Consider the following 22,137-nt stretch of genomic DNA (forward strand, 5'->3'; position numbering starts at 1 on the left):
CGATGTCAGCCCGCCGAACCGGTGCTGGGCGCGGTGGTCAGGGGCGCGGTCGGGGCGACCATCCCCGGTACGGCGGGCAGGGCCGGGACGCCGACGACATCCGGCGCACCCTGACGCTTGATGATCACCTTGTCGCCGTCGCGCTGCACGATGACGCCCTCTCCATCGAGGGGCAGCGGAACGCGATTGCCCTCGCGGTCGATCACCACCCGCTCGCCGTCGCGCTGCACGGTGACGTTCGGCCCGGGGGACAGCTCGGCCGGATGCGCGGCGGCCACCGCCATACCGCCCAGACCGGCTGTGAGCAGGGTCGCCGCACCTACCGCCACGGCGGCCGCACGGGTGGAAAGCTTGGAACGCATATCGTCTCCCTCGAATCGTCGCTCCGGACCATCCGGAACGTTGACGACTCTGGCCGGGTACGGCTGAGGACTTCCTGAAGGAAGCTGAAGACGTCTTCAGGTTGGCCTGTCAGGATCGCCGCGTGCGAGTACTGGTGGTGGAGGACGAGACGCGACTGGCCGGAGCCCTGCGCTCCGGGCTGGAGGCCGAGGGGTGGGCGGTCGATCTGGCCGGGGACGGCCGGGTGGGGCTGGAGATGGCCCAGACCGCCGACTACGACGTGATCGTGCTCGACATCATGCTGCCGGAACTCAACGGCTACCGCGTGTGCGCGCTGCTGCGCGCAGCGGGGGACTGGACGCCCATCCTCATGCTCACCGCCAAGGACGGCGAACACGACGAGGCCGAAGCGCTGGACTCCGGCGCGGACGACTACGTGACCAAACCGTTCTCGTTCGTGGTGCTGCTGGCCCGGCTGCGCAACCTGGTGCGCCGCCGCCCCGCACCCCGGCCGACACTGCTGCTCGTCGGTGACCTCACCCTCGACCCGGCCACCCGCATCTGTACACGTGCGGGCAGCGATATCGCCCTCACCAGCAAGGAATTCTCGGTGCTGGAAATCCTGGCGCGCCGACCCGGCCAGCTGGTGTCCAAGCGTGAACTGCTCAGCAGCGGCTGGGATTTCGCCTTCGACGGCGATTCCAACGTGGTCGAAGTGCATATCAGCGCGCTGCGCCGCAAGATCGACGCACCCTTCGGGCGCAACAGCATTCGCACCGTGCGCGGGCACGGATACCGACTCGTCGCGGAAGGCGGCACCCATGATCGACCGTGACGCCGCCCCCGGCCCTGACTCCGGGGCCGACCCCAATGCCGGGGCCGACGGTGACTCCGTGACCGACCGCAACGCCAGGGCTGTCCGCGATACCGGGGCCGACCGCGACCCCGGGACCGACGGCGACTCGGTCATGGATCGTGCTTCAGGGCGCGGCGGTAGGTCTGGGCTGGGTCGTGGCTCTGAGGAGGACCGCAGGTGGCGCTGGCGACCGGTATCGGTACGCGCCCGCACCACCGCGGCGGCGACCCTGGTGGTGGCCATCGCCCTGCTGGCCGCGGGCTGGGCGACCGTGCACTACGTGGAAACCAGCCTCACCGCCCGGGTCGACGACATGCTGCACCGCCAGTTGGGGGTGGCCGCCGTGGCATTGCGCGACGGTGCCCCGCTACCGCTGGTGGACCGGGCCGTCACCATCCGCGTCGACGCACCGGACGGGGAGGTGCTGGCGGCCCCGGCCATGACCTCGCCGACCTCGCCCGGCTCCGAGCCGCCGCGGTCCGAGCCGGGTGTGACCGCATCGGGTGCGGCAACGTCGGACCCGACCTCGCCGGGAGCGACCGCACCAGGTGTAGCCGAGCCGAGTGCGCCCGTTTCGGGCGCGGCCGATCCGAGCGCACCGCGCCCGACTCCGCGTGCGGCGGATTCGGTCCCGCACGGTGCCGGTTCGGAACCGCCTGGCGCGGAGTCGGTACCGCACGGGGCGGATTCGGGACCGCGCGGGGCGGCTATCGCGCCGAGACCGGCGGACACCGCTGCCTCGATGCCGAATTCACCGGGTGCTTCCTACTCCGCCCCGCCGACTGCGCCAGTCCCGGCGATGTCGCCAGCCGTTCCGTTTCCGGCCCTCCCGAACGGTCCGGCGACCGGGGATGCGGGGGTGCGCCGGATCGTCTTCGTCGGGCCGACCCCGCTGGCGACCCGCACCCAGTCGGCCACCGTCGCCATGCGCGGAGAAGGGGACGTCACCGTCACCGCGGACGCGTCGACGCAGTCCATTCGGGAGGCGACCACCGCCACCACGCGGCTGCTGCTGGTGGCCGCACCGCTGCTGTTACTGCTGGTGGCCGCGTCGACCTGGTTCGCCACCGGGCGGGCGCTGCGGCCCGTCGAGGCCATTCGCGGGGAATTCGCGCGGCTCACCGCGCAGAATCTCGGCCGCCGGGTGCCGGTGCCGCGGACCGGTGACGAGATCGCGCGCCTCGCGGCCACCCTCAACGACACCCTGAGTCGGCTCGAGCAGGCTACCCGGCGGGAGCGGCAGTTCGTCGCCGACGCCTCGCACGAACTGCGCAGTCCGCTGGCCAATGTGCGGACGCCGTTGGAGGTGGCGGCCCGCTATCCGGACCGCGCCGACTGGCCCGACGTGGCGGCCGGGGCGCTCGAGGATCTGGATCGACTGGAAGCGCTCATCACCGATCTGCTCACCCTGGCGCGGCTCGACACCGGCCCCGAGCTCCCACTGACGCCCCTGGACCTCGGTGAACTCGTCCGCGAGGTCACCGAGCGTCGACCACCCGGCCCGACCACCTGGACGGTGGCGGTCGACGACGACACCGTGGTGGCGGGCCATCGCACCCACCTCGCCCGACTGCTCACCAACCTGCTCGACAATGCCGACGCCCACGCAGCATCGAGCGCCACCCTGCGCCTGCACGCGACCGATGGGCACGCGGTACTCGACGTCCGCGACGACGGCCCCGGCATACCGCCCGCCGAGCGCGAGCGCGTATTCGAACGCTTCGCCCGCCTCGACACCGCCCGCACCCGAGCGGCCGGCGGCACCGGCCTCGGCCTGGCCCTCGCACGGGATATCGCCACCCTGCACGGCGGCACCCTCACCGTCGCCGACTCCGAACGCGGCGCACACATCCGCCTCCGGCTGCCCTTGTCTGCACCGGACCCGGCGTCCGGTCCGCGCGGTCAGTTCTCGCGCGGGTAGACCTTCACGACGGTGCCGTCCAGATCGGCGGCGAGATAGGCGGAGCCGCCGTAGTCGTCGCTCAGATAGACCATGATCGTCGGGCGGTCGCTGTTGAAGGTCCAGGCCGGATCGATGATCAGATAGCGCGAGGTCGGGTCGGCCACACCGAGTTGCGCATCGGCGGCACGCAGCAGATCCGGAAGGATGTCCCAGTTGATCGAATTCAGCCGCACCGTGGTCTCGGTGCCGGTGAGGGTTCCGCCCGGCCCCTGACGGCTGGCCACGCCGTCACGGTAGGTGTAGGCGTCGTAGCGTCTGGACTGGTCGCCCAGCAGAATGCCGGTGCTGGCGTAGGTCGGGTAGAAGGTGGCCTCGGTGAATTCCTCTCCTCCGCTGGCCTGTTCGAATGCGGCGATGGCCTGACGAATGCCGTCGGGGGTCAGCAGGTCCACCGACGGCCCCGGCTGCGACGGTTGCGGTTCGGTGGTGAGCGGTTCCGTGGCGGGAATCGAAGGTACGGGCGTACCCGGGGCATCCGCGCCGGGTGTGGAAGATCCGGGTCGCACCACGAGCGCGGCGATCACGAGCGCGACCACCGCCGCCGTCCCGAGGCCGACCCGGCTCCAGCGGCCGCCGCGCCGAGGTGCCGGGACAGCGCCGGTACCGCTGGTCTGGAGGGTGGTCGTCCCCGTGGCCGCTGTGGCCGCAGGGGAGCCGTGGCCGGGCGCGATCGGCGGCGAATGATGTTGCCGGGGAAACGTTCCCCGTGCGAAGTACGGCGGGTTCGCGTGCTGTGGTGGGGAGTCGGATCCCGATGCGAACGGCGGATCGGGCGTGACCGGGGTTGGAGACGAACCGGGCCGCCCTGCGTGCGAGCCGAAGGACCGTGGGCTCGGTCCGGCTGCTCGAGCGTGCGGGCCGGGTGGCTGCGGATATGGCCCCGGTGGTTGTGTGTGCGGGCCGGACGACTGCGGGTATGGCCCTGGAGATTCTGTGTGCGGGCCGGACGTCTGTGATGGTGGCCCCGGAGTCGGGGCGGCTGGCTGTGCGTGCGGACTGGACGTCTGTGCGTGTGGGTCGGATGGCTGCGCGAGCTGGCCCGTGCGCGATGCGTTCGGTACGGCCGGCGGTGCCTGCGTCGCGGATCGGGCTGTGGTCGGCGGTAGGTGTGTTGCGGCGGGCGGCGGGTACGGCAGCGCGTCCGGGCTCGCGGCCTGGGCCAGCAGCCAGTCCAGCTGTTCGGCGCTCGGCCGCCGGTGCGGGTCGGGGACGAGCAGGGCGGCCAGGGCCGTGGTGAGCGCCCCCGCCCGTTGCGGCGGCGGCACTTCGCCTTTCAGCACGGCCGCGAGCGTGCCGACCGTGCTCTCCCGGCGCAGCGGGTGATAGCCCTCCACGGCCACGTAGAGCAGCAGGCCCAGCGACCACAGATCGGAAGCAGGGTAGCCCTCCTGGCCGTCCAGGCGTTCCGGGGCGACGTAATCCAGCGAGCCGACCACATTGCCGGTGGCGGTGAGCCCGTCCAGTCCGTCGATGGCCGCGATGCCGAAATCCGTGAGCACCGGTGAACCGTCTTCGCGCAGCAGCACATTCGCGGGTTTGATATCGCGATGCAGGACGCCGACGGCATGGGCGGCCCGCAGCGCCGCGAGAATCCCGCGACCCAGCCGCGCCGCCTGCTCGGGGCTCATCGTCCCCTGGGCGAGTCGATCGGCGAGACTGCGGCCGCGCACCAACTCCATCACGATCCACGGATGCGCGCCCGGGGCATCCACGATGTGATGGATCGCCACCACATTCGGATGCCCGATGCGGGCCAGCGCCCGCGCCTCGCGCAACACTCGCTCTCGTTGCGCGCCGCCGGAACTCGCGGTGCCGTCCGATGCGTCGGTGCGCACCTCCTTCAGTGCCACCTCACGATGCAGCGCGATGTCGTAGGCCCGCCACACGGTGCCCATTCCGCCGCTGCCGAGCGGCTCGAGCAACTCGAATCGCCCGTCGACCACTGTCCGCCCGGAATTCACCGCGACAGCCTACGACCACCGTCCGCGCGCCGCGCCCCGGGGACGGCGATTCCCGAAACAGGTTCAGCGTTTGCGACTCCCACGGTGTCGGCGCCGCTCGATGGCCGTACCGATGCCGGTGACGACCGCGAGGGCGGTCACCGCCAGCCCCGCCACCATCCAGCCGTGGGCATCGGCGTCGGAGGCGGTGAGCGTCCAGGCGAGACCGATGACGCCCATCAGCAACAGCGCCAGTCTCGAACCGTCGACATTGTCGATGAGAACGTGTTCATCAGGACGCGCGCGGGTAGGGATCGTGCGGGTCATCGAATACTCCTCGATCCTGCGTGGGGAGGTATGTTCCAGCGATTCCCTTGTGCTCAGAATTTCAAACGCGCCACACCCGTCCATCCTGTAACACGGGCGTGTCGCAAGATCGATGATTCATCCGAATGAGTTTCGCGTAGAACTGTCGCGCTCGCCCGATTCGTGTAGTATCTGGCGACATTGAAAGGCGTTGCACTGCAATTCTTTTGGTATGTGTATCGACAGTGGGGGTGCACGGGCGCGGAACCGCAGGACTGCATCGAGAACTCGTAGCGCAGGGGATCTCGTCGACACGGTGTGGGTGTCGACCGGGGGGACGAGTCGACCGACGCTGAAATGCCCATTCTTCGCGTGCTCACGCGCGCCGCGGATCGTTCACGCGATGGATGTCACCGCTCTCATCGGCGAGGCGGTGACCATGCCGATTCCGCAGAACCGGATGTCGCTCGCACAAAGGAATCCCGAGTGTTCGACCAATTCCCCGACCAACCCGCCGATCTGTCCTCCGCCCCAACGGATTTGTCGCTGCTGCTGCGACCGGCCCCGCCCGGATCGCCCACCGACCTGGTGCGCGTGCACGGCGGGGACGGATTCCTGCTGTGGGCCACCATCCCGGCCGTGCTCGTCATGGGCAGCTCCGGCGGCGCCGGAACCACCACCACCGCCATCGGGCTCGCGGCCGCCGCGGCCTCCGACTACGGCGAACGCTCACCCATCGTGGTCGACGCCACGCCCACCGGCGGCGACCTCGCCCGGCGCGGATGCGACACCATCGATCCGGCGGGCACCGTGCAGACCTGGCTCAATATGAGCCCGCGCGGGCTCGCGCCGTCGGTGCTCGACAGTTCGGGGGAGAACAGCGCCCGCTTCGGAGTGCTGCCCCGGGGGCCGGAACCACTACCCCGGCGGGAGAGTTACGCCTCGGTGCACCGCGACCTGTGCTCGGCCGGATGTCTGCCCGTCTACGACGGCGGATCGCCGGTCAGCAATCGCATGCTCGCGCCGCTGCTCTCCGATTCCCGGATCGCGCTGGTCATCACGCTGGCCGCGCGGGCCGATGCGGTGAATCGGCTTAAACCCGCACTGATTTGGCTCGACGACAATTACAGCCAGTACCACCTGGCCGAATCCGTCATCGTCGTCACCCGGCAGCATCCGCACGACGGACCCTCGGTGGCCGAGCACGCGCGACGTTATCTGGGCAAATTCGTGCGGGCGGTCACCGAGATCCCGTACGACACCCATCTGGCCACCGGCGGACCCGTCACCTGGTCGCGGCTTTCACCACAGACCCGCGCCGCCTACCGGAAGATCATCAATCTGCTGCGCTGAGTCGCGGCGCTGTGCCAATGGAGTGTGCTGTGTGATGGCGTCGTGCTGTGTGACGGCATTGTGTCGATCGGCGATGCCGCGTCTGTGTCACCGTGCGGTGCCGAGCTCGAGAGTGATTGCGCCGCTGAGTAGTTCGCGGGCGCGGTCGAGGGTGAGCGAGCCGCTGTGCCAGCGTTCGCTGAGGCCCTCGGTGAGGGCGGTGAGGCGTTCGGCCGCGGCGGCGGCGTCGATTCCGGCGTGCAGGTGGCCGGAGTCCTGGGCGTCGCGGATGAGGGTTTCGATATCGACGTTCCAGGAGTCCGTGGTGGCGCGCAGGGGATCGCGCAGGTCGGTGTTGAATACCGCGCTGGCGCGCAATTCACCCCAGGCGACACTGGTTTCGCGGACCTCGTCGGTGTCCTGGAGTTCGAGCAGCAGTACCTGTTCCAGTCGGCGGCGCGGATCGGTTTCGGCGAGTGCGCGTTCGGTGTAATCCACGGCGCGGTGGTTGATGTGTTCGAGAGCGGCATGCAGGATGCCGGCACGATCGGTGAAATGGTAGTAGATCAGTGCCGTCGAGACGCCCGCCGCGGCGGCGAGTTTTTCAACGCGCAATCCTCGCACGCCATCCTGTGCGATTACGCGTACCGCGGCTTCCAGAATCTGAATTCGACGCTCCGACACGGGTCCTCACTGTAGGGGTAGGGGAGGGGTAGACCGCTCAGGCGGGTTCCTGCTGGGTGGTGCAGTGGATGCCGCCGCCGCTCGCGGCGACGGCGTCGATGGCGATCTGGACCACCTCACGGTCCGGATACAGCCGTCGTAGTGTCGAACGGGCGGCCGAATCCGTGCGCGGGTCACCGAATTCCGGTGCGATCACCGCGCCGTTGCAGACATAGAAGTTGATGTACCCGGCCGCGAAATCGTCGTCCGCCCACTCCGCGCGGATGGTCGAAGGACCTTCCAGCACTTCGACTTCCAGCGGGCGGCCGTGCGCATCGGTGGCCGTGCGGAGGATCTCCAGGTGGCGGCGGGTGACGTCGTGGTCGAAGGAGTCCGGGTCGTTGTCGAGCCCGGCGACCACCACGCCCGGCCGGGCGAAGCGCGCGTAGAAGTCGGTGTGCCCGTCGGTGATGTCCGCGCCCGCGATCCCCGGCAGCCAGATCACCTTCGTGATCCCGAGCACGGCGGCCAGCTCCCGCTCGACCTCCTGTTTCGTCCACCCCAGATTCCGGTTGTCGTTGAGCACGCAGCTCTCGGTGATGATCGCCGTTCCCTCCCCGTCGACCTCCAGCCCGCCGCCCTCGATCACGAGTTCACTACGCAGCGTCGCCACCCCGGCATGCTCCGCTACGGCCCCGGCCACCCGCGCGTCCCGCCGATGTTCCTGCTTGCCGCCCCATCCGTTGAAATTGAAGTCGACCCCCGCCCGCCCCCGATCTCCCGACACGAACACGGGCCCCGTATCCCGCATCCAGAGATCATCCAGCTCCGCCTCGATCAGCTCGATATCCGCCCCGCCCAGCAAACCCCGCGCCAGCTCCATCTCCTCGGCCCGCACCAGCATCGACACCGGCTCGAACCGGGCGATGGTGGTGGCGATGGTCGCCAGATCCCGCCGCACCAGCGGCAACAACTCCGCCCCGTACACCCGCTCACCGGCCCCGAACGACATCCACGTCCGAACATGCCGCCGCCCCTCCTCGGGCATCATCCACCCACCGCCCGCCTCGGACCCCACGTCGTTCCCGCCCATTCCACAACCTCCCACCACGAACCCGCCGACCGCGCCAACGGCCGCCCGAACGAACTCACGCCGCCGCATCGCCATCTCCTCGAACTGGGATTTCTCGTCTGAATACACACCCACCCTACGGCCTGACTGAAATTTCAGTCAAAGACTGAGTCGTCGCGACCTGCGAGCAGTTGCTGCCACCGCCGCGGCACCGGCTCGGTGCACGGGCGGTGGATGCGCTTGACGGTGTAGTACTCGACCGGGATCCCGCGCCGCCGCAGCCCTGTCTCCAACAGCGACTCCTCGTGGCGGAGTGGGCCTTTGCCGGAATGCTGGAGGAATGCGGTGGTGAACATTCCGCCATCGTGGCCGAGTGCGAGCGAGGCGGTGTGGCTAGGTTCCGAGGAATTCGTCGATCAGGGGCCAGGTGGTGGTGGCGGCTTGGGGGCCGGCGACGAGGGCCAGGTGGTTGAGGCCGGGGAGGTCGGCGAAGCGGGCTTCGGCGGCTCCGGTGAGTACGTCCACGCCGGGTTCGATGGTCGCGGCGGGGGCGAGGGTGTCGGAGCGGCTGCCCAGGAGCAGGACGCGGCAGGTGAGTTTGGCCAGGTCGATGACGCGGCCGGAGGTCAGGTGGACGCGGCCGTGGGCGAGCTGGTTGCCGACGATGATGCGGCTGTACAGCTGGCGGTAGAGACGTCCGGGGTAGCCGGGCATGGTGGCGATGAAGCGGTCGATGGCCTCCATGCGGGCCAGCGCCTCGGTGTGTCCGGCATTGCGGGCGATGAACAGCGGGCGGGTGAGCTCCCGGCCGAGGGACATGCCTCGGAATCCCGCCTGGACGAAGAACGCCGGGATGCCGTCGAGAAGATGGGTGGCATAGGCGATCTCCCGCCCGCCGGTGAGCTTCGCGACCATGCGCACCGGTGCCAGTAGGCGGTTGCGGCCGAAGTCCATGGGCGAGCCCAGGGTGGTGACCGAGCCGATCGGCAGATCGGCGTGGTCGGCGGCGGTGAGCAGGCTGATGATGCCGCCCAGCGACCAGCCGATCAGGTCGACGTCCGCGCCGTCGTGCAGCTCGCTGATATGGGCGATGGCGGTCGGGACGATATCGTCCACCCACTCCTCCAACCCCAGGTCGCGGTCCGCGGCGGTGATGCGGCCGTAGTCGATCACGTACGGCTGCCGACCGCTGTCGCGCAGGAAGCGCGCGAGGCTCTGGCCCGGCCGCAGGTCGTAGCAGGAGGCGTCCACGGCCAGCGGCGGCACCAGCAGCACCGGATTCCCGTGGGCGGGGGTGTCGCGGTCGAAGCGGCGCAGCTGCCGGTGCGGCAGGTCGTAGAGCACGGTCGAGGGCGTGCGCGCGGGGGCTTCGATGCCGTCGCCGAAGGTCAGGGCCCAGCCGTTGCGCAGTGCGACGGGCAGGTTCGTGGTGATCACCGGATTCATGGCGCGGGTGTGGATCCCTCTCGATCGGCGGAGGTCGTACCGCCTGGAAAAGATGTAACTTACGATAACAGGCAACTGTTCGGGTCGTGGAACCCCCTGCCGGACGTGCTATCGCATTGTCCGCCACTGTAATTCACCGCACGCGGGCGTGTGGGTCGACGGCGTCGAACCCACGCCGGGGCTGAACCCACGTGGGCGTGAACCCGCGCCGGGGGTGTGAACCCGCGCGGGCTGAACCCACGTGGGCTGAAGCCGCGCGGGTGAATCCGTACGAGGTGATCCGCACGAGGTGATCTGCACGAGGTGAACCCGCGCCGGGGGTGTGAACCCACGTGGGCTGAACCCGCGCGGGCTGAATCCGCACGAGGTGAATCCGCACGGGGTCGATTTTCTCGGCGTCGAATCCGCTCGCGGTGACGGGCTCGCGGCGGGATCGGCGGTCGCGGGCGAATTGCTCGCAATCTTGGTCCGCGCGCGGTCGTCCGAGCGTCGCCGCGATTCCCGGCCGGATCGCCCCCTTCTGCCGTGTGCGAAGGTTCACACTCCCAACCCCCTCCAAGTCAGGTGACCCTTACTAGAACCCGGGAAGGAATTCCGTCACACTGGTGTTGTGAAAACCATGGGTTTGCGGAATGCGGAAGCAGGCACCGGGCGCCAGCAGGGCGCCCGGTCTGCTGCGGTGTCCGAACCCGCAGGCGAAGGCCACACCCGCGAAGCCGTCGTGAAACTGCTGCTCGAGGAAGGACCGATCACCGCGACCGCCATCGGCAAGCGGCTCGGCCTCACTCCGGCGGGGGTGCGCAGGCACCTCGATGCCCTCATCGAGTCGGGGGAGGCGCGTGCCGCCCGCTCCGCGCCGTGGCAGCAGAAGGGGCGTGGCCGTCCCGCCAAGCAGTTCCAGTTGACGGCCCAGGGCAGAGGCCGTTTGGGGCATGCCTACGATGACCTCGCCGGTGCCGCGATGCGTCAGCTGCGGGAGATCGGCGGCGACAAGGCCATCGTCGACTTCGCGCGCAAGCGGGTCGGCACCATCGTCGCCGGTATCGACCGGCTGGCCCGGCACACGCCGGAGGAGACGGCCGCCAAGGCCGACGAGATCGCGGAGGCGTTCACCGCCGCCGGATTCGCGGCGTCCACCCGGGAGGTCGGCGCGGGCGTGCAGATCTGCCAGCACCACTGCCCGGTATCGCACGTGGCCGAGGAGTTCCCGGAGCTGTGCGCCGCCGAACTGGAGGCGTTCCGCGAACTGCTGGGCACCCATGTGCAGCGGCTGGCCACCATCGCCAACGGCGACTGCGCCTGCACCACCCACGTACCCCTCACCGTGCTGACACCCGGCACCGCCGGGGCGCTGACACCCGGCACCGCCGGGGCCACACCGAATACCGCTGGAAAACCCGTCGCACAGCCCGCGACGACATCGACGAACGACTCCGGAAGGAGTGCCGAATGACGACGACCGCTGCGGCGAGCCGCGAGAATGACGCAGCCCAGGCCCCTCCCCTCACCCAGGAGGAGACCATCGCCTCCCTGGGCAAGTACGGCTACGGCTGGGCCGATACGGATGTCGCCGGTGCCAGTGCCAAGCGCGGCCTGTCCGAGGAGGTCGTGCGCGACATCTCGGCGAAGAAGAACGAGCCCGAATGGATGCTCGACTTCCGGCTCAAGGCCCTGCGCATCTTCGACAAGAAGCCCATGCCGAACTGGGGCTCCAACCTCGACGGCATCGACTTCGACAACATCAAGTACTTCGTGCGGTCCAGCGAGAAGCAGGCCGCGTCCTGGGAAGACCTGCCCGAGGACATCAAGAACACCTACGACAAGCTCGGCATCCCGGAGGCGGAGAAGCAGCGTCTCGTCGCCGGTGTCGCCGCGCAGTACGAGTCCGAGGTGGTCTACCACTCCATCCGCGAGGATCTGGAGAAGCAGGGTGTCATCTTCCTCGACACCGACACCGGCCTGCGCGAGCACCCGGAGATCTTCCAGCAGTACTTCGGCTCGGTGATCCCCTCCGGTGACAACAAGTTCTCCGCGCTGAACTCGGCCGTGTGGTCGGGCGGCTCGTTCATCTACGTGCCGCCGGGCGTGCACGTCGACATTCCGCTGCAGGCCTACTTCCGGATCAACACCGAGAACATGGGCCAGTTCGAGCGCACGCTGATCATCGTCGACGAGGATGCCTACGTGCACTACGTCGAGGGCTGCACCGCGCCGATCTACAGCTCGGACTCGCTGCACTCCGCGGTCGTGGAGATCATCGTGAAGAAGGGCGGCCGCTGCCGCTACACCACCATCCAGAACTGGTCGAACAACGTCTACAACCTGGTCACCAAGCGGGCCAAGGCCGAGGCGGGCGCGACCATGGAGTGGGTCGACGGCAATATCGGCTCCAAGGTCACCATGAAGTACCCGGCGGTGTGGATGACCGGTGAGCACGCCAAGGGCGAGGTGCTCTCCATCGCCTTCGCGGGTGAGGGCCAGCACCAGGACACCGGCGCGAAGATGCTGCACCTGGCGCCGCACACCTCCTCCAACATCATCTCCAAGTCGGTGGCGCGCGGCGGCGGTCGCGCCTCCTACCGCGGCCTGGTGCAGGTGAACAAGGGCGCGTACGCGTCCAAGTCGACCGTGAAGTGCGATGCGCTGCTGGTGGACAACGTCTCCCGCTCCGACACCTACCCCTACGTCGACATCCGCGAGGACGACGTGACCATGGGCCACGAGGCCACGGTCTCCAAGGTGTCCGAGGATCAGCTGTTCTACCTGATGAGCCGCGGTCTGACCGAGGACGAGGCGATGGCCATGGTGGTGCGCGGCTTCGTGGAGCCCATCGCCAAGGAACTCCCCATGGAGTACGCCCTGGAACTGAACCGCCTGATCGAGCTGCAGATGGAAGGAGCCGTCGGCTGATGGCCGTCGAGAACGTTGCGGAGGCCGCGGAAGTACGGCCCCCCGCCGTCAACAAGGGTGAGGTGTTCGCCTCCTTCGATGTGGACGCCTTCGAGGTGCCCTCGGCCAAGGACGAGGCGTGGCGCTTCACCCCGCTGCGCCGCCTGGGCGGCCTGCACGACGGCAGCGCGGTGCGCGACGGCGCGGCCACCGTCGAGGTGAGCGAGGTCGCCGGTGTCACGGTGGAGACCGTGGACCGCGCCGACGGCCGCCTCGGCCAGGGCGGCGTGCCCACCGATCGGGTCGCCGCGCAGGCGTACTCGGGTTTCGACCAGGCCACCGTTGTGTCGGTCGGCGCGGAAACCGAAGTGGCCGAACCGGTCACCGTGACCATCACCGGTCCGGGCGCGGGCAAGACCGCTTTCGGGCACGTGCAGATCCGGCTCGGCAACTTCGCCGCCGCCACCGTGGTGCTCGACTACCGGGGCAGCGGAACCTACGCCGACAACGTGGAATTCGTGCTCGGTGACAGCGCCCGGCTGAATGTGGTCGCGGTGCAGGACTGGGCCGACGACGCCGTCCACGCCACCGCGCATCACCCCCGGCTGGGCCGCGACGCCACCCTGCGCCACACCAATGTCACCCTCGGCGGCGACCTGGTGCGGCTCACCGCGAATGTGCGCTACGACGGTCCCGGCGGCGATGCCGAACTGCTCGGCCTGTACTTCGCCGACGACGGCCAGCATTTCGAACAGCGCCTGCTGGTCGACCACTCGCAGCCCAACTGCAAGTCGAACGTGCAGTACAAGGGTGCGCTGCAGGGCGATCCGGCCTCGTCCAAGCCCGACGCGCACACCGTGTGGGTGGGCGATGTGCTCATCCGCGCCGCCGCCGAGGGCACCGACACCTACGAGGTGAACCGCAACCTGGTGCTCACCGACGGCGCGCGCGCCGACTCGGTGCCGAACCTGGAGATCGAGACCGGCGAGATCATCGGCGCCGGACACGCCTCGGCCACCGGCCGTTTCGACGACGAGCAGCTGTTCTACCTGCGCGCTCGCGGCATTCCGGAGGAGACGGCGCGACGCCTGGTGGTGCGCGGCTTCTTCCACGAGATCATCCAGAAGATCACGGTCCCCGAGGTCCGGGAGCGGCTGGAGGCGGCCATCGAGGCCGAGCTCGCCGCTGTCGGCGTATAAGACGAACTTTCCCACTCCGCAAAGGAATCCGAATTCGATGACCACCCTGGAAATCAAGGACCTGCACGTCGAGGTCACCACCCCCGAGGGCGAGGCCAAGCCCATCCTCAACGGCGTCAACCTGACCGTCCGCTCGGGTGAGACCCACGCCATCATGGGCCCCAACGGCTCCGGCAAGTCGACGCTGTCCTACGCCATCGCCGGTCACCCCAAGTACACCGTGACCTCCGGCTCCATCACCCTCGACGGTGAGGACGTGCTGGAGATGTCGGTGGACGAGCGGGCGCGCGCGGGCCTGTTCCTGGCCATGCAGTACCCGGTCGAGGTTCCGGGTGTGTCCATGTCGAACTTCCTGCGCACCGCCGCCACCGCCGTGCGCGGCGAGGCCCCCAAGCTGCGCACGTGGGTCAAGGAAGTCAAGGAGAACATGGCCGAGCTGGAGATCGACGCGGCTTTCGGCGAGCGTTCGGTGAACGAGGGCTTCTCCGGTGGTGAGAAGAAGCGCCACGAGATCCTGCAGCTGGGCCTGCTCAAGCCGAAGATCGCCATCCTGGACGAGACCGACTCCGGTCTGGACGTGGACGCGCTGCGCATCGTCTCCGAGGGCGTGAACCGCTACAAGGAGCGGGGCTGGGACGATGGCTCCGGCAAGCCTACGGCGGGCGGCGTCCTGCTGATCACCCACTACACCCGCATCCTGCGCTACATCCAGCCGGACTTCGTGCACGTGTTCGTCAACGGCCGCATCGTCGCCGAGGGCGGTCCGGAACTGGCTGAGGAACTCGATGCCAACGGCTACGTGCGCTTCACCTCCGCTGCCGTAGGAGCCTGATACCCATGACCGCCACGGGTCACGATTCCCGGCTCGCCGGGCCGCACGATTCCCCGCTCGCCGGGGTGGCGGCCCTGGACGTCGCCCGCATCCGGGCCGACTTCCCGATCCTGAGCCGCACGGTGCGCGACGGCAAACCCCTGGTCTACCTGGACTCGGGCGCGACCGCGCAGCGGCCGACGGCGGTTCTGGACGCGGAGCGTGACTTCCTGGTCCAGCGCAATGCGGCCGTGCACCGTGGCGCTCATCAGCTGGCGGAGGAGGCCACCGACGCCTACGAGGGCGCCCGCGCCGATATCGCCCGCTTCGTGGGCGTGGACGCCGACGAGATCGTGTTCACCAAGAACGCGACCGAATCGCTGAACCTGGTCACCTACTCCTTCGCCGACAACCGCTTCCCGTACCGGGTGGGGCCGGGCGACGAGATCGTCATCACCGAACTCGAGCACCACGCGAACCTGGTGCCGTGGCAGGAGCTGGCGCGGCGCACCGGGGCGACACTGAAGTGGTACGGGGTCACCGGCGACGGGCGCATCGACCTCGATTCGCTGGAACTGTCGCCCGCCACCAAGGTGGTCGCCTTCACCCACCAGTCCAATGTGACCGGTGCGGTCGCGCCCGTCGAGGAGCTGGTGCGCCGGGCCAAGGCGGTCGGCGCGCTGGTGGTGCTCGACGCCTGCCAGTCGGTGCCGCACATGCCGGTGAACTTCCGCGAGTTGGGTATCGACTACGCCGCCTTCTCCGGGCACAAGATGCTCGGCCCGTCGGGCGTGGGCGTGCTGTACGGGCGGCGCGAGATCCTCGCCGACACACCGCCGTTCATCACCGGCGGCTCCATGATCGAGACCGTGTTCATGGAGGAGAGCACCTACGCGCCGCCGCCGCAGCGCTTCGAGGCGGGCGTGCCGATGACCTCGCAGGTCGTCGGATTGGGCGCGGCCGTGCGGTATCTCGAGGCGGTCGGCATGGAAGCCGTTGCGGCGCACGAGCATGCGCTCACCGAGGCAGCCCTGCTCGGACTGGGTAAGCTGGACGGCGTCCGCATCATCGGACCGACCGAGAACGTGAACCGCGGTGGCGCGGTGGCCTTCGTGGTGGACGGTATCCACGCCCACGACGTCGGCCAGATTCTCGATGACGAGGGCGTCGCCATCCGTGTCGGCCATCACTGCGCCTGGCCGCTGCACCGCCGCTTCGGCGTGGCCGCCACCGCGCGGGCCTCCTTCGCCGTCTACAACACCCTCGACGAGGTGGACGCGCTGGTGGCCGCGGTGCGGAAGGCCCAGACCTTCTTCGGAGTTGCATAAACCATGCGCATGGAGCAGATGTACCAGGAAGTCATCCTGGACCACTACAAGCACCCGCACCACCGCGGCCTTCGCGAGCCGTTCGGTGCGGAGGTGCACCACGTCAACCCCACCTGCGGTGACGAGGTGACGCTGCGCGTACACATCGACGAGAAGGGCGACGTCGCCGACGTCTCCTATGACGGCCAGGGCTGCTCCATCAGCCAGGCGTCGACCTCGGTGCTGGCCGACCAGGTCATCGGCCTGCCCGTGCAGCAGGCGCTGAAGGTGGTCGGATCCTTCGACGAGATGATCACCAGTCGCGGCACCGTCGAGGGCGATGAGGACGTGATCGGCGACGGCATCGCCTTCGCGGGCGTCGCCAAGTACCCGGCGCGGGTGAAATGCGCATTGCTGGGCTGGATGGCGTTCAAGGACGCGGTGGTGCGGATATCCTCCGCACAGGAGGCCACGAAGTCGATGGGTAACGGGGAGTAAGAGATGAGCGACACCGAACAGCAGGCCCCGACCGCCGAGGCGGAGGTTCAGCTGACCCCCGAGGAAGTACAGCACCTCGAGGACCTCGAGGAGGCCATGCGCGATGTGGTCGACCCCGAACTCGGCATCAATGTGGTCGATCTCGGCCTGGTCTACGGCCTGAAGGTCGAGGAGTCCATCGCCAAGATCGATATGACGCTGACGTCCCCGGCGTGCCCGCTCACCGATGTGATCGAGGACCAGGCCCGCAATGCCCTGGTCCGCAGCGGCCTGGTGGAGGACCTCCAGATCAATTGGGTGTGGATGCCGCCGTGGGGTCCGGACAAGATCACCGATGACGGCCGGGAGCAGTTGCGCGCCTTGGGTTTCACCGTCTAGGAGTGCGTTCCACCGAACGCGGCCTGCCGACGACATCACGTCATCGGCAGGCCGTTGTCGTCGGTGCTCCGCCATGCCGCTGTGTCCATGGGCCATGATGAGCGAGTGACAGAGCGCGTCGACACCCCGCTGATCCCGCTGCTGGCCGTCATGCTGTGGGGTGCGCTCGCCGCCGTTCTCGCCGCACCGTTCACGGCCGCGCTGACGGCGCTGGCCTTCCGTTTCCCCATCCCGTTCGACGGCTACGCCGAGGGCGGCGGCGAGGCCCTCAACGCGGCCTTCGCGAGCGTCTTCTACCTCGTCTCCGGCGGTGGCTTCGTGCTGGCCGCCTGCGGAGCCGGAGCCGGGTATCTGCTCGCCCGACGCACCACCGCGGGCCTGTGGCCGCTGCTCCCACTGACGCTGCTGTCGGCCGGAGGGTGCGCACTGATCGGGACCCTGCTGCTGGCCGTGTTCTGACCCGCCGGGTTAGGCCAGGGGTGCGGCCCAGCGCAGGACCGTGCCGCGGTCACCTGCCGGACCGATGTCGAAGCGCCCGTTGGTGCGGTCGGCGCGCACATCCAGATTGGACAGGCCGCTGCGGCGGGGCAGATCCGACGGCAAACCGACGCCGTCGTCGGTCACCTCGATGCTGATCTCGTCGTCGATGGCGATATTGATGTGCACGCTGTGGGCTTCGGCGTGCCGCACCACATTGCTGAGTGCTTCGCGCAGTACCGATTCCACATCGTCGGCCAGGGGGATCGGCAGCACCGACAGCGGTCCGGAGACGTGCACCGTGGTGCGCAGGTCGGCCTCGGCGGTCATCTCGGCGATGAGATCGTGCAGGCGCTGGTGCAGGCGCGCCGAACCGGTTTCGGGCTCGTGCAGGTCGAAGATGGATTGCCGGATGTCCTGCACGATGGATTGCAGATCGTCGAGGGTGCGGCCGAGGCGGGTGCGGATCTCGGGGGTGCGGATGCGCTGCGCGGTGCCCTGCAGGACCAGGCCGGTGGCGAACAGCCGTTGGATCACCCGGTCGTGCAGGCTGCGGGCGATGCGGTCGCGTTCGGAGAGCACGTCCAGCTCCCGCATGCGGAACTGGGTGTCGGCCAAACGCAGTGCCAAGGCGGCTTGACCGGCGAACACCGCCATCATCGCCTGGGTGGGCGTATCGAATTCCGGCGCTTCGGGGCTCCGGCAGACCGCCAGCACGCCCAGCATCGATTTGCGGGCCTGCAATGGCAGCAGCAGCACCGGGCCGAATGCGGGCAGGATATCGGTGAACGCGTTGAAGGCCAGACCCTGTGTCACCTTCGACTCCGCGGTGCGGAACACCGAGCCGGTGTGCGAGTCCGCCACCGGAATTCGACGGCCCAGAATGCCTGCCGCGGTGGTGCCGGTACCGGCCGCCACGATCAGCTCCTCCACCTCCTGATCGGGCGATTCCAGGTCTTCGGGCAGCGCCAGGAAGGCGCACACCGCTCCGGCGAGGGTCATGGCCCGTTCCGCGATCAGCTCCAGCACCTCGGCCGGTTCGCCGCCGCCCAGCAGTTCGGTCGCCACGTCGCGGATGGATTCCAGCCAGGTTTGGCGGATGCGGGATTCCTCGTAGAGGCGGGCGTTCTCGACCGCGATCCCCGCGGCGGCGGCCAGCGCCCGCACCACCACCTCGTCGTCCTCGGTGAATTCCAGCCCACCGGCCTTCTCGGTGAGGTAGAGGCTGCCGAACACCTCGTCGCGCACCTTCACCGGAACGCCGAGGAAGGTTCGCATCGGCGGATGGTGTTCCGGGAAGCCGATCGACGCCGGATGGTCGGAGAGATCGGCCAGCCGAATGGGTTCCGGCTGTTCGATGAGCAGGCCCAGGACGCCGCCGCCGTGCGGCAGGTCGCCGATGAGAACCCGGGTGCGATCGTCGATGCCCTCGTAGACGAATTCCGAGAGGGGATGGGTGTATCCGCGCGTCTCGCGCACGCCGAGCGCGCCGTAGCGGGCGTCCACGAGTTCGATGGCGGTGTGGACGATGGAGCGGAGGGTGTCGTCGAGATCGAGTCCGGCGGTGATGACGAGCATGGCGTCGATGAGCCGGTCCATCCGCTCGTGCACACCGACCAGTTGGGTTATCCTGTCTTGCACACCCGCCAGGAGTTCGCGTAATCGCAACTGGGACAGGGCTTCGAGGACGCGCGTGCGATCGCCGCCGACCGCGTCCGGGTCGTGTGACATGCGGCACATTGTCCTCTCGCTCCCCGGATCTGTCAGTAGCTCGGACGATGCCGAACTGCCTGCGCGTGTCGGATTTCCTCGTCGCGGCAAGCTTTTCGATTCCGTGGTCGGCTGCGCCGTGCGCGTCGCGAGAAAGGACCCGAGGGGACCTTCGGCCCTAGGAGCCTCGCAGTTCCGGTGGTGGCATGGGTACGCCCAAACCGGTTCGTAGCTCAGGGGAAGGTGGTCGTCGTCCAGTGGACACACACGCGGTGGTGGTCGGAGATGCGCACGTGGTGGTGAACGCGGTGGGGGAAGTGTCCTTCGCCGAGGTCGTACGGGCGGAACGGATGATCGGACAGGTATTGCGGCGGCACCACATTCACGAACCGGCGCGGGTGCGGATGGTCGACCGTCCGGGGACCGGGGTGATGACCGTGCAGGCGAACGTGCGGACCGGGCAGGGGGAGGTGCGCACCCAGATCGACGGATCGGGAGGCTGGGCGCTGACCTTCGCGGCCGAGCGGCTGGATCTGCAACTGCGGCGGGTGGAGCGGTCGGTGGCGCGCCGCATGCCGGATCGGCGGCGGGCGGTGCTCGCCGGCGTCACCGATGACCGACCCGTCACCCGGCGCAAGACGGTGGACGCGCGGAGCTGCGACGCGGCCGAGGCGATCGCGACCATGGACGCCATGGACTACGACGCGCACCTGTTCACCGATGCCGAAACCGGTGAGGACGCGATCGTGTACTGGGCCGGACCGCGCGGGGTGCGCTTCGCGCGGCAGTGGCGGCTGCGGCCGCCGCGCGGCATGGACGAGCTGCCCCTGACCATGAATCCGCATCGGGTGCCGGTGCTCGCCGAGCATCAGGCGGCGGCGCGGCTGTGCCGCTACGGGCTGCCGTTCCTGTTCTGCACCGATATCGCCGATCGGCGCGGGCGGCTGCTCTACCGCCGCTACGACGGGGATGTGGGCGTGGTGATCGCCCGGTAGAGCGGTGTCCGGCCATTAGGATGCCCCGGTGACCGGATACGACTACTCCGACGCGTTCGAGCATCTCGACACCTCGACGCTGCCGCCGCGCCAACACCACATCCTCGCCGTGATCCGGGACTGGGTGGTGCGGCACGGGTATCCGCCCAATACTCGCCAGATCGGCGACGAGGTCGGGCTGAAATCCTCCTCCACGGTGTCCAAGCATCTGAACGCACTGGAGGAGAAGGGATTCCTGCGCCGCAGCGACACCATGTCGCGGCCCATCGACGTGCGCATGTTCCTGCACTCCGCACCGCAGGGCCGCGCGGAGTCCGAACAGCAGGTGCCGGTGCCGGTGGTCGGCGATATCGCCGCGGGTACGCCGATCCTGGCCGAGGAGCACACCGACGACGTGCTCTCGCTGCCGCGCGAACTGGTCGGGCGCGGAACCGTGTTCGGGCTGCGCGTGCGCGGTGATTCCATGGTCGACGCCGCCATTTGCGACGGCGATATCGTCGTGGTCCGCAAACAGCACGAGGCGCACAATGGCGAGATCGTGGCGGCGATGATCGACGGTGAGGCCACTGTCAAGGTGTATCGACGCACCGGCGGGCACGTCTATCTGGAACCCCGTAATCCGGCCTACCAGGTGATCGACGGCGACGAGGCCGTGATCCTGGGTAAGGTCGTCTCGGTAATGCGGCGGGTTTGACCCTGCTGTTCGCACTACCAGCCAACTGGACATAACGGTTGGTCTCGGCAAAGATTCCACCCGTTATTGCCTTTCTTCACGGGGAGAAGTGAATGTCGTTGTTGCGCAAGACCTGTTTGGGTCTCGCTGTCTCGTCGATGGCGACGCTCGGCGTCGTCGCCGCGGGTCCCGCGTCCGCGGTCGATGGCGGTTTCACCGCCACCGCCGGTGACCTGTACGGCGCCCTGGCGCTGTCCAAGAGCACCGGAAACGTCGCCTACGCGGTGAACTACGGCAGTTACGGTGCCGCGGACACGGCCGCGATCGCCGAATGCGGCGGTGGCGACTGCGAGGTCGTCGTGCACTTCGCCAATGCCTGCGGTGCGGTGTCCCAGGGCGCCGACACCCGTTTCGGCTGGGCGTGGGCGGCGACCAAGGTGGAGGCCGAGCAGGCCGCCATCGATGTGCTCGGTAAAAGTGCGCCGTCGTTCCCGGATGCGGGTTCGGCGTCGCCGCGGCAGGCGAAGGTGATCCTTTCCGCCTGCACCGATAACGCCAGGTGAGACAGCAATAACAAGCGAACGCCGTGGTCTTCCGGAGCTTTCGGAAGGGCGCGGCGTTTCGCTTTCCCGGGTGGAAATCGGGTGAGGGCAACCGGCAGTGATCGGCGTGTCCGCAGACCGAATTCCCCGCCTCGCCCACGGTGCCCCGGAGATGATTTCGAGGTGGACGACATCACCTACGAGGACACCCGATTCGCGTTGCACGCGGCCGCGGAACTGCTGATCGCGGGACCGCAGTACCGGCGTTTCGGCACCATTCGCATGCGCATCGTGCTGGGTGGGTTCACCGGAATCACATGGCCGGTCTCGGTGACGGGCACCGATCTGGTCTGGCCGCGGGGCCGCGCCGCGCTGCACGGCACCTACCGCGAATTGGCCGCGGCCGCCGGATTCGAACCGGACGGGCCGCCGGACGGTCTCTACAGCGACGGCACCAATATGGACCCCGACGAGCCGTTCAGTCTCGATTCCGGCGCGGCCGCGACCGTGCACGACTGGTTCGCCATCGGCGATACCGCACTACGCCGCTTCGCCGCCGAACAGCCGGTGCTGTGGCCGGAACACTTCGATCTGTCCGTCGCCATCGACGAAGTGAACTACGGGGTGTCACCGGGCGACTGGGACAACCCCCGGCCCTACGCGTATGTCGGGCCGTGGACCCGCCGCCGGGGCGAGTTCTGGAACGCACCCTTCGGCGCCATGCGCCCGCGCGACGAG

At 68.8% G+C, this 22,137-nt stretch carries 23 protein-coding genes; 15 read left to right on the forward strand and 8 right to left on the reverse strand.

Features of this window, described 5'->3' with window-relative positions; translation table 11 throughout:
* Positions 1-5: 5 nt before the first annotated feature.
* Positions 6-362, reverse strand: a complete 357-nt coding sequence (locus QK444_RS10890) for a hypothetical protein (RefSeq protein WP_282779453.1) — start codon at positions 360-362, stop codon at positions 6-8.
* A gap of 122 nt (positions 363-484) precedes the next feature.
* Here QK444_RS10890 and QK444_RS10895 point away from each other — a divergent pair, with 122 nt between their 5' ends.
* Together QK444_RS10895 and QK444_RS10900 are read left to right on the forward strand one after the other, a co-directional pair.
* Entirely contained in the window at positions 485-1,177 is a 693-nt protein-coding gene (locus QK444_RS10895) for a response regulator transcription factor (protein ID WP_282779455.1), read from the forward strand.
* Positions 1,164-3,119 carry an ATP-binding protein gene (locus tag QK444_RS10900; protein WP_282779457.1) on the forward strand — a complete coding sequence of 652 codons (1,956 nt, stop codon included), beginning with the start codon at positions 1,164-1,166 and terminating at the stop codon, positions 3,117-3,119. Before QK444_RS10895 ends, QK444_RS10900 begins: the two co-directional genes overlap by 14 nt.
* On the opposite strand, the gene QK444_RS10905 is transcribed toward QK444_RS10900, so the two are convergent.
* Complete coding sequence (locus QK444_RS10905; RefSeq protein WP_282779458.1) at positions 3,101-5,122, reverse strand: serine/threonine protein kinase; 2,022 nt, start codon at positions 5,120-5,122, stop codon at positions 3,101-3,103. The genes QK444_RS10900 and QK444_RS10905 overlap by 19 nt on opposite strands.
* Positions 5,123-5,185: 63 nt before the next feature.
* Complete coding sequence (locus tag QK444_RS10910; protein ID WP_282779459.1) at positions 5,186-5,428, reverse strand: hypothetical protein; 243 nt, start codon at positions 5,426-5,428, stop codon at positions 5,186-5,188.
* 465 nt (positions 5,429-5,893) lie between these two features.
* Between QK444_RS10910 and QK444_RS10915 the strand changes: the two genes are divergently transcribed.
* Positions 5,894-6,760, forward strand: a complete 867-nt coding sequence (locus QK444_RS10915; protein WP_051037385.1) for a hypothetical protein — start codon at positions 5,894-5,896, stop codon at positions 6,758-6,760.
* 87 nt (positions 6,761-6,847) lie between these two features.
* On the opposite strand, the gene QK444_RS10920 is transcribed toward QK444_RS10915, so the two are convergent.
* The 4 genes from QK444_RS10920 to QK444_RS10935 all read right to left on the reverse strand — a co-directional run bounded on the left by QK444_RS10920 (position 6,848) and on the right by QK444_RS10935 (position 9,920).
* On the reverse strand, positions 6,848-7,423 hold the full coding sequence (locus QK444_RS10920; RefSeq protein WP_282779462.1) for a TetR/AcrR family transcriptional regulator: 576 nt from the start codon (positions 7,421-7,423) through the stop codon (positions 6,848-6,850).
* Positions 7,424-7,460: 37 nt separating this feature from the next.
* Positions 7,461-8,495, reverse strand: coding sequence for an agmatine deiminase family protein (locus QK444_RS10925; RefSeq protein ID WP_282779464.1), 1,035 nt, complete (start codon positions 8,493-8,495; stop codon positions 7,461-7,463).
* A 134-nt stretch (positions 8,496-8,629) separates the two neighbouring features.
* Positions 8,630-8,830, reverse strand: a complete 201-nt coding sequence (locus tag QK444_RS10930; protein ID WP_282779466.1) for a hypothetical protein — start codon at positions 8,828-8,830, stop codon at positions 8,630-8,632.
* 37 nt (positions 8,831-8,867) lie between these two features.
* A complete protein-coding gene (locus QK444_RS10935) occupies positions 8,868-9,920 on the reverse strand; it encodes an alpha/beta fold hydrolase (protein ID WP_282779468.1) in 1,053 nt (350 codons plus the stop codon).
* A 619-nt stretch (positions 9,921-10,539) separates the two neighbouring features.
* Here QK444_RS10935 and QK444_RS10940 point away from each other — a divergent pair.
* The 8 genes from QK444_RS10940 (at position 10,540) to QK444_RS10975 (ending at position 17,461) form a co-directional block, all read left to right on the forward strand.
* Positions 10,540-11,373, forward strand: coding sequence for a metalloregulator ArsR/SmtB family transcription factor (locus QK444_RS10940; protein ID WP_143981376.1), 834 nt, complete (start codon positions 10,540-10,542; stop codon positions 11,371-11,373).
* Positions 11,370-12,830: a Fe-S cluster assembly protein SufB gene (sufB, locus tag QK444_RS10945; protein WP_282779470.1), complete on the forward strand. Its 1,461-nt coding sequence runs from the start codon at positions 11,370-11,372 to the stop codon at positions 12,828-12,830. The genes QK444_RS10940 and sufB overlap by 4 nt, the downstream gene beginning before the upstream one ends.
* The gene (gene sufD, locus QK444_RS10950; RefSeq protein ID WP_282779472.1) at positions 12,830-14,008 is read left to right on the forward strand and encodes a Fe-S cluster assembly protein SufD; all 1,179 of its coding nucleotides are present in this window, start codon (positions 12,830-12,832) and stop codon (positions 14,006-14,008) included. Before sufB ends, sufD begins: the two co-directional genes overlap by 1 nt.
* Positions 14,009-14,045: 37 nt before the next feature.
* Positions 14,046-14,840: a Fe-S cluster assembly ATPase SufC gene (gene sufC, locus QK444_RS10955; protein ID WP_282779474.1), complete on the forward strand. Its 795-nt coding sequence runs from the start codon at positions 14,046-14,048 to the stop codon at positions 14,838-14,840.
* Positions 14,841-14,845: 5 nt separating this feature from the next.
* Entirely contained in the window at positions 14,846-16,147 is a 1,302-nt protein-coding gene (locus QK444_RS10960) for a cysteine desulfurase (protein WP_282779475.1), read from the forward strand.
* A 3-nt stretch (positions 16,148-16,150) separates the two neighbouring features.
* The gene (gene sufU / locus QK444_RS10965) at positions 16,151-16,624 is read left to right on the forward strand and encodes a Fe-S cluster assembly sulfur transfer protein SufU (protein ID WP_029924662.1); all 474 of its coding nucleotides are present in this window, start codon (positions 16,151-16,153) and stop codon (positions 16,622-16,624) included.
* 3 nt (positions 16,625-16,627) lie between these two features.
* On the forward strand, positions 16,628-17,002 hold the full coding sequence (locus QK444_RS10970; protein ID WP_039814831.1) for a metal-sulfur cluster assembly factor: 375 nt from the start codon (positions 16,628-16,630) through the stop codon (positions 17,000-17,002).
* A 105-nt stretch (positions 17,003-17,107) separates the two neighbouring features.
* Entirely contained in the window at positions 17,108-17,461 is a 354-nt protein-coding gene (locus QK444_RS10975; protein ID WP_282779478.1) for a hypothetical protein, read from the forward strand.
* A 9-nt stretch (positions 17,462-17,470) separates the two neighbouring features.
* Here QK444_RS10975 and QK444_RS10980 read toward each other — a convergent pair whose 3' ends face one another.
* Entirely contained in the window at positions 17,471-19,219 is a 1,749-nt protein-coding gene (locus QK444_RS10980) for a GAF domain-containing protein (RefSeq protein ID WP_282779480.1), read from the reverse strand.
* Positions 19,220-19,446: 227 nt separating this feature from the next.
* On the opposite strand from QK444_RS10980, the gene QK444_RS10985 reads away from it, so the two are divergent.
* The 4 genes from QK444_RS10985 to QK444_RS11000 form a co-directional block, all read left to right on the forward strand.
* Positions 19,447-20,184, forward strand: coding sequence for a sigma 54 modulation/S30EA ribosomal C-terminal domain-containing protein (locus QK444_RS10985; protein WP_282779482.1), 738 nt, complete (start codon positions 19,447-19,449; stop codon positions 20,182-20,184).
* Between the two features lie 28 nt (positions 20,185-20,212).
* On the forward strand, positions 20,213-20,878 hold the full coding sequence (gene lexA / locus QK444_RS10990) for a transcriptional repressor LexA (protein ID WP_039814829.1): 666 nt from the start codon (positions 20,213-20,215) through the stop codon (positions 20,876-20,878).
* Positions 20,879-20,970: 92 nt separating this feature from the next.
* Positions 20,971-21,420: a DUF4189 domain-containing protein gene (locus tag QK444_RS10995; RefSeq protein ID WP_029924673.1), complete on the forward strand. Its 450-nt coding sequence runs from the start codon at positions 20,971-20,973 to the stop codon at positions 21,418-21,420.
* Positions 21,421-21,582: 162 nt separating this feature from the next.
* Positions 21,583-22,137: hypothetical protein (locus QK444_RS11000; protein WP_282779484.1), on the forward strand; the 555-nt coding region annotated here is incomplete at its 3' end.

The organism is Nocardia sp. CC201C (assembly GCF_030010695.1).
Taxonomy (GTDB): domain Bacteria; phylum Actinomycetota; class Actinomycetes; order Mycobacteriales; family Mycobacteriaceae; genus Nocardia; species Nocardia otitidiscaviarum.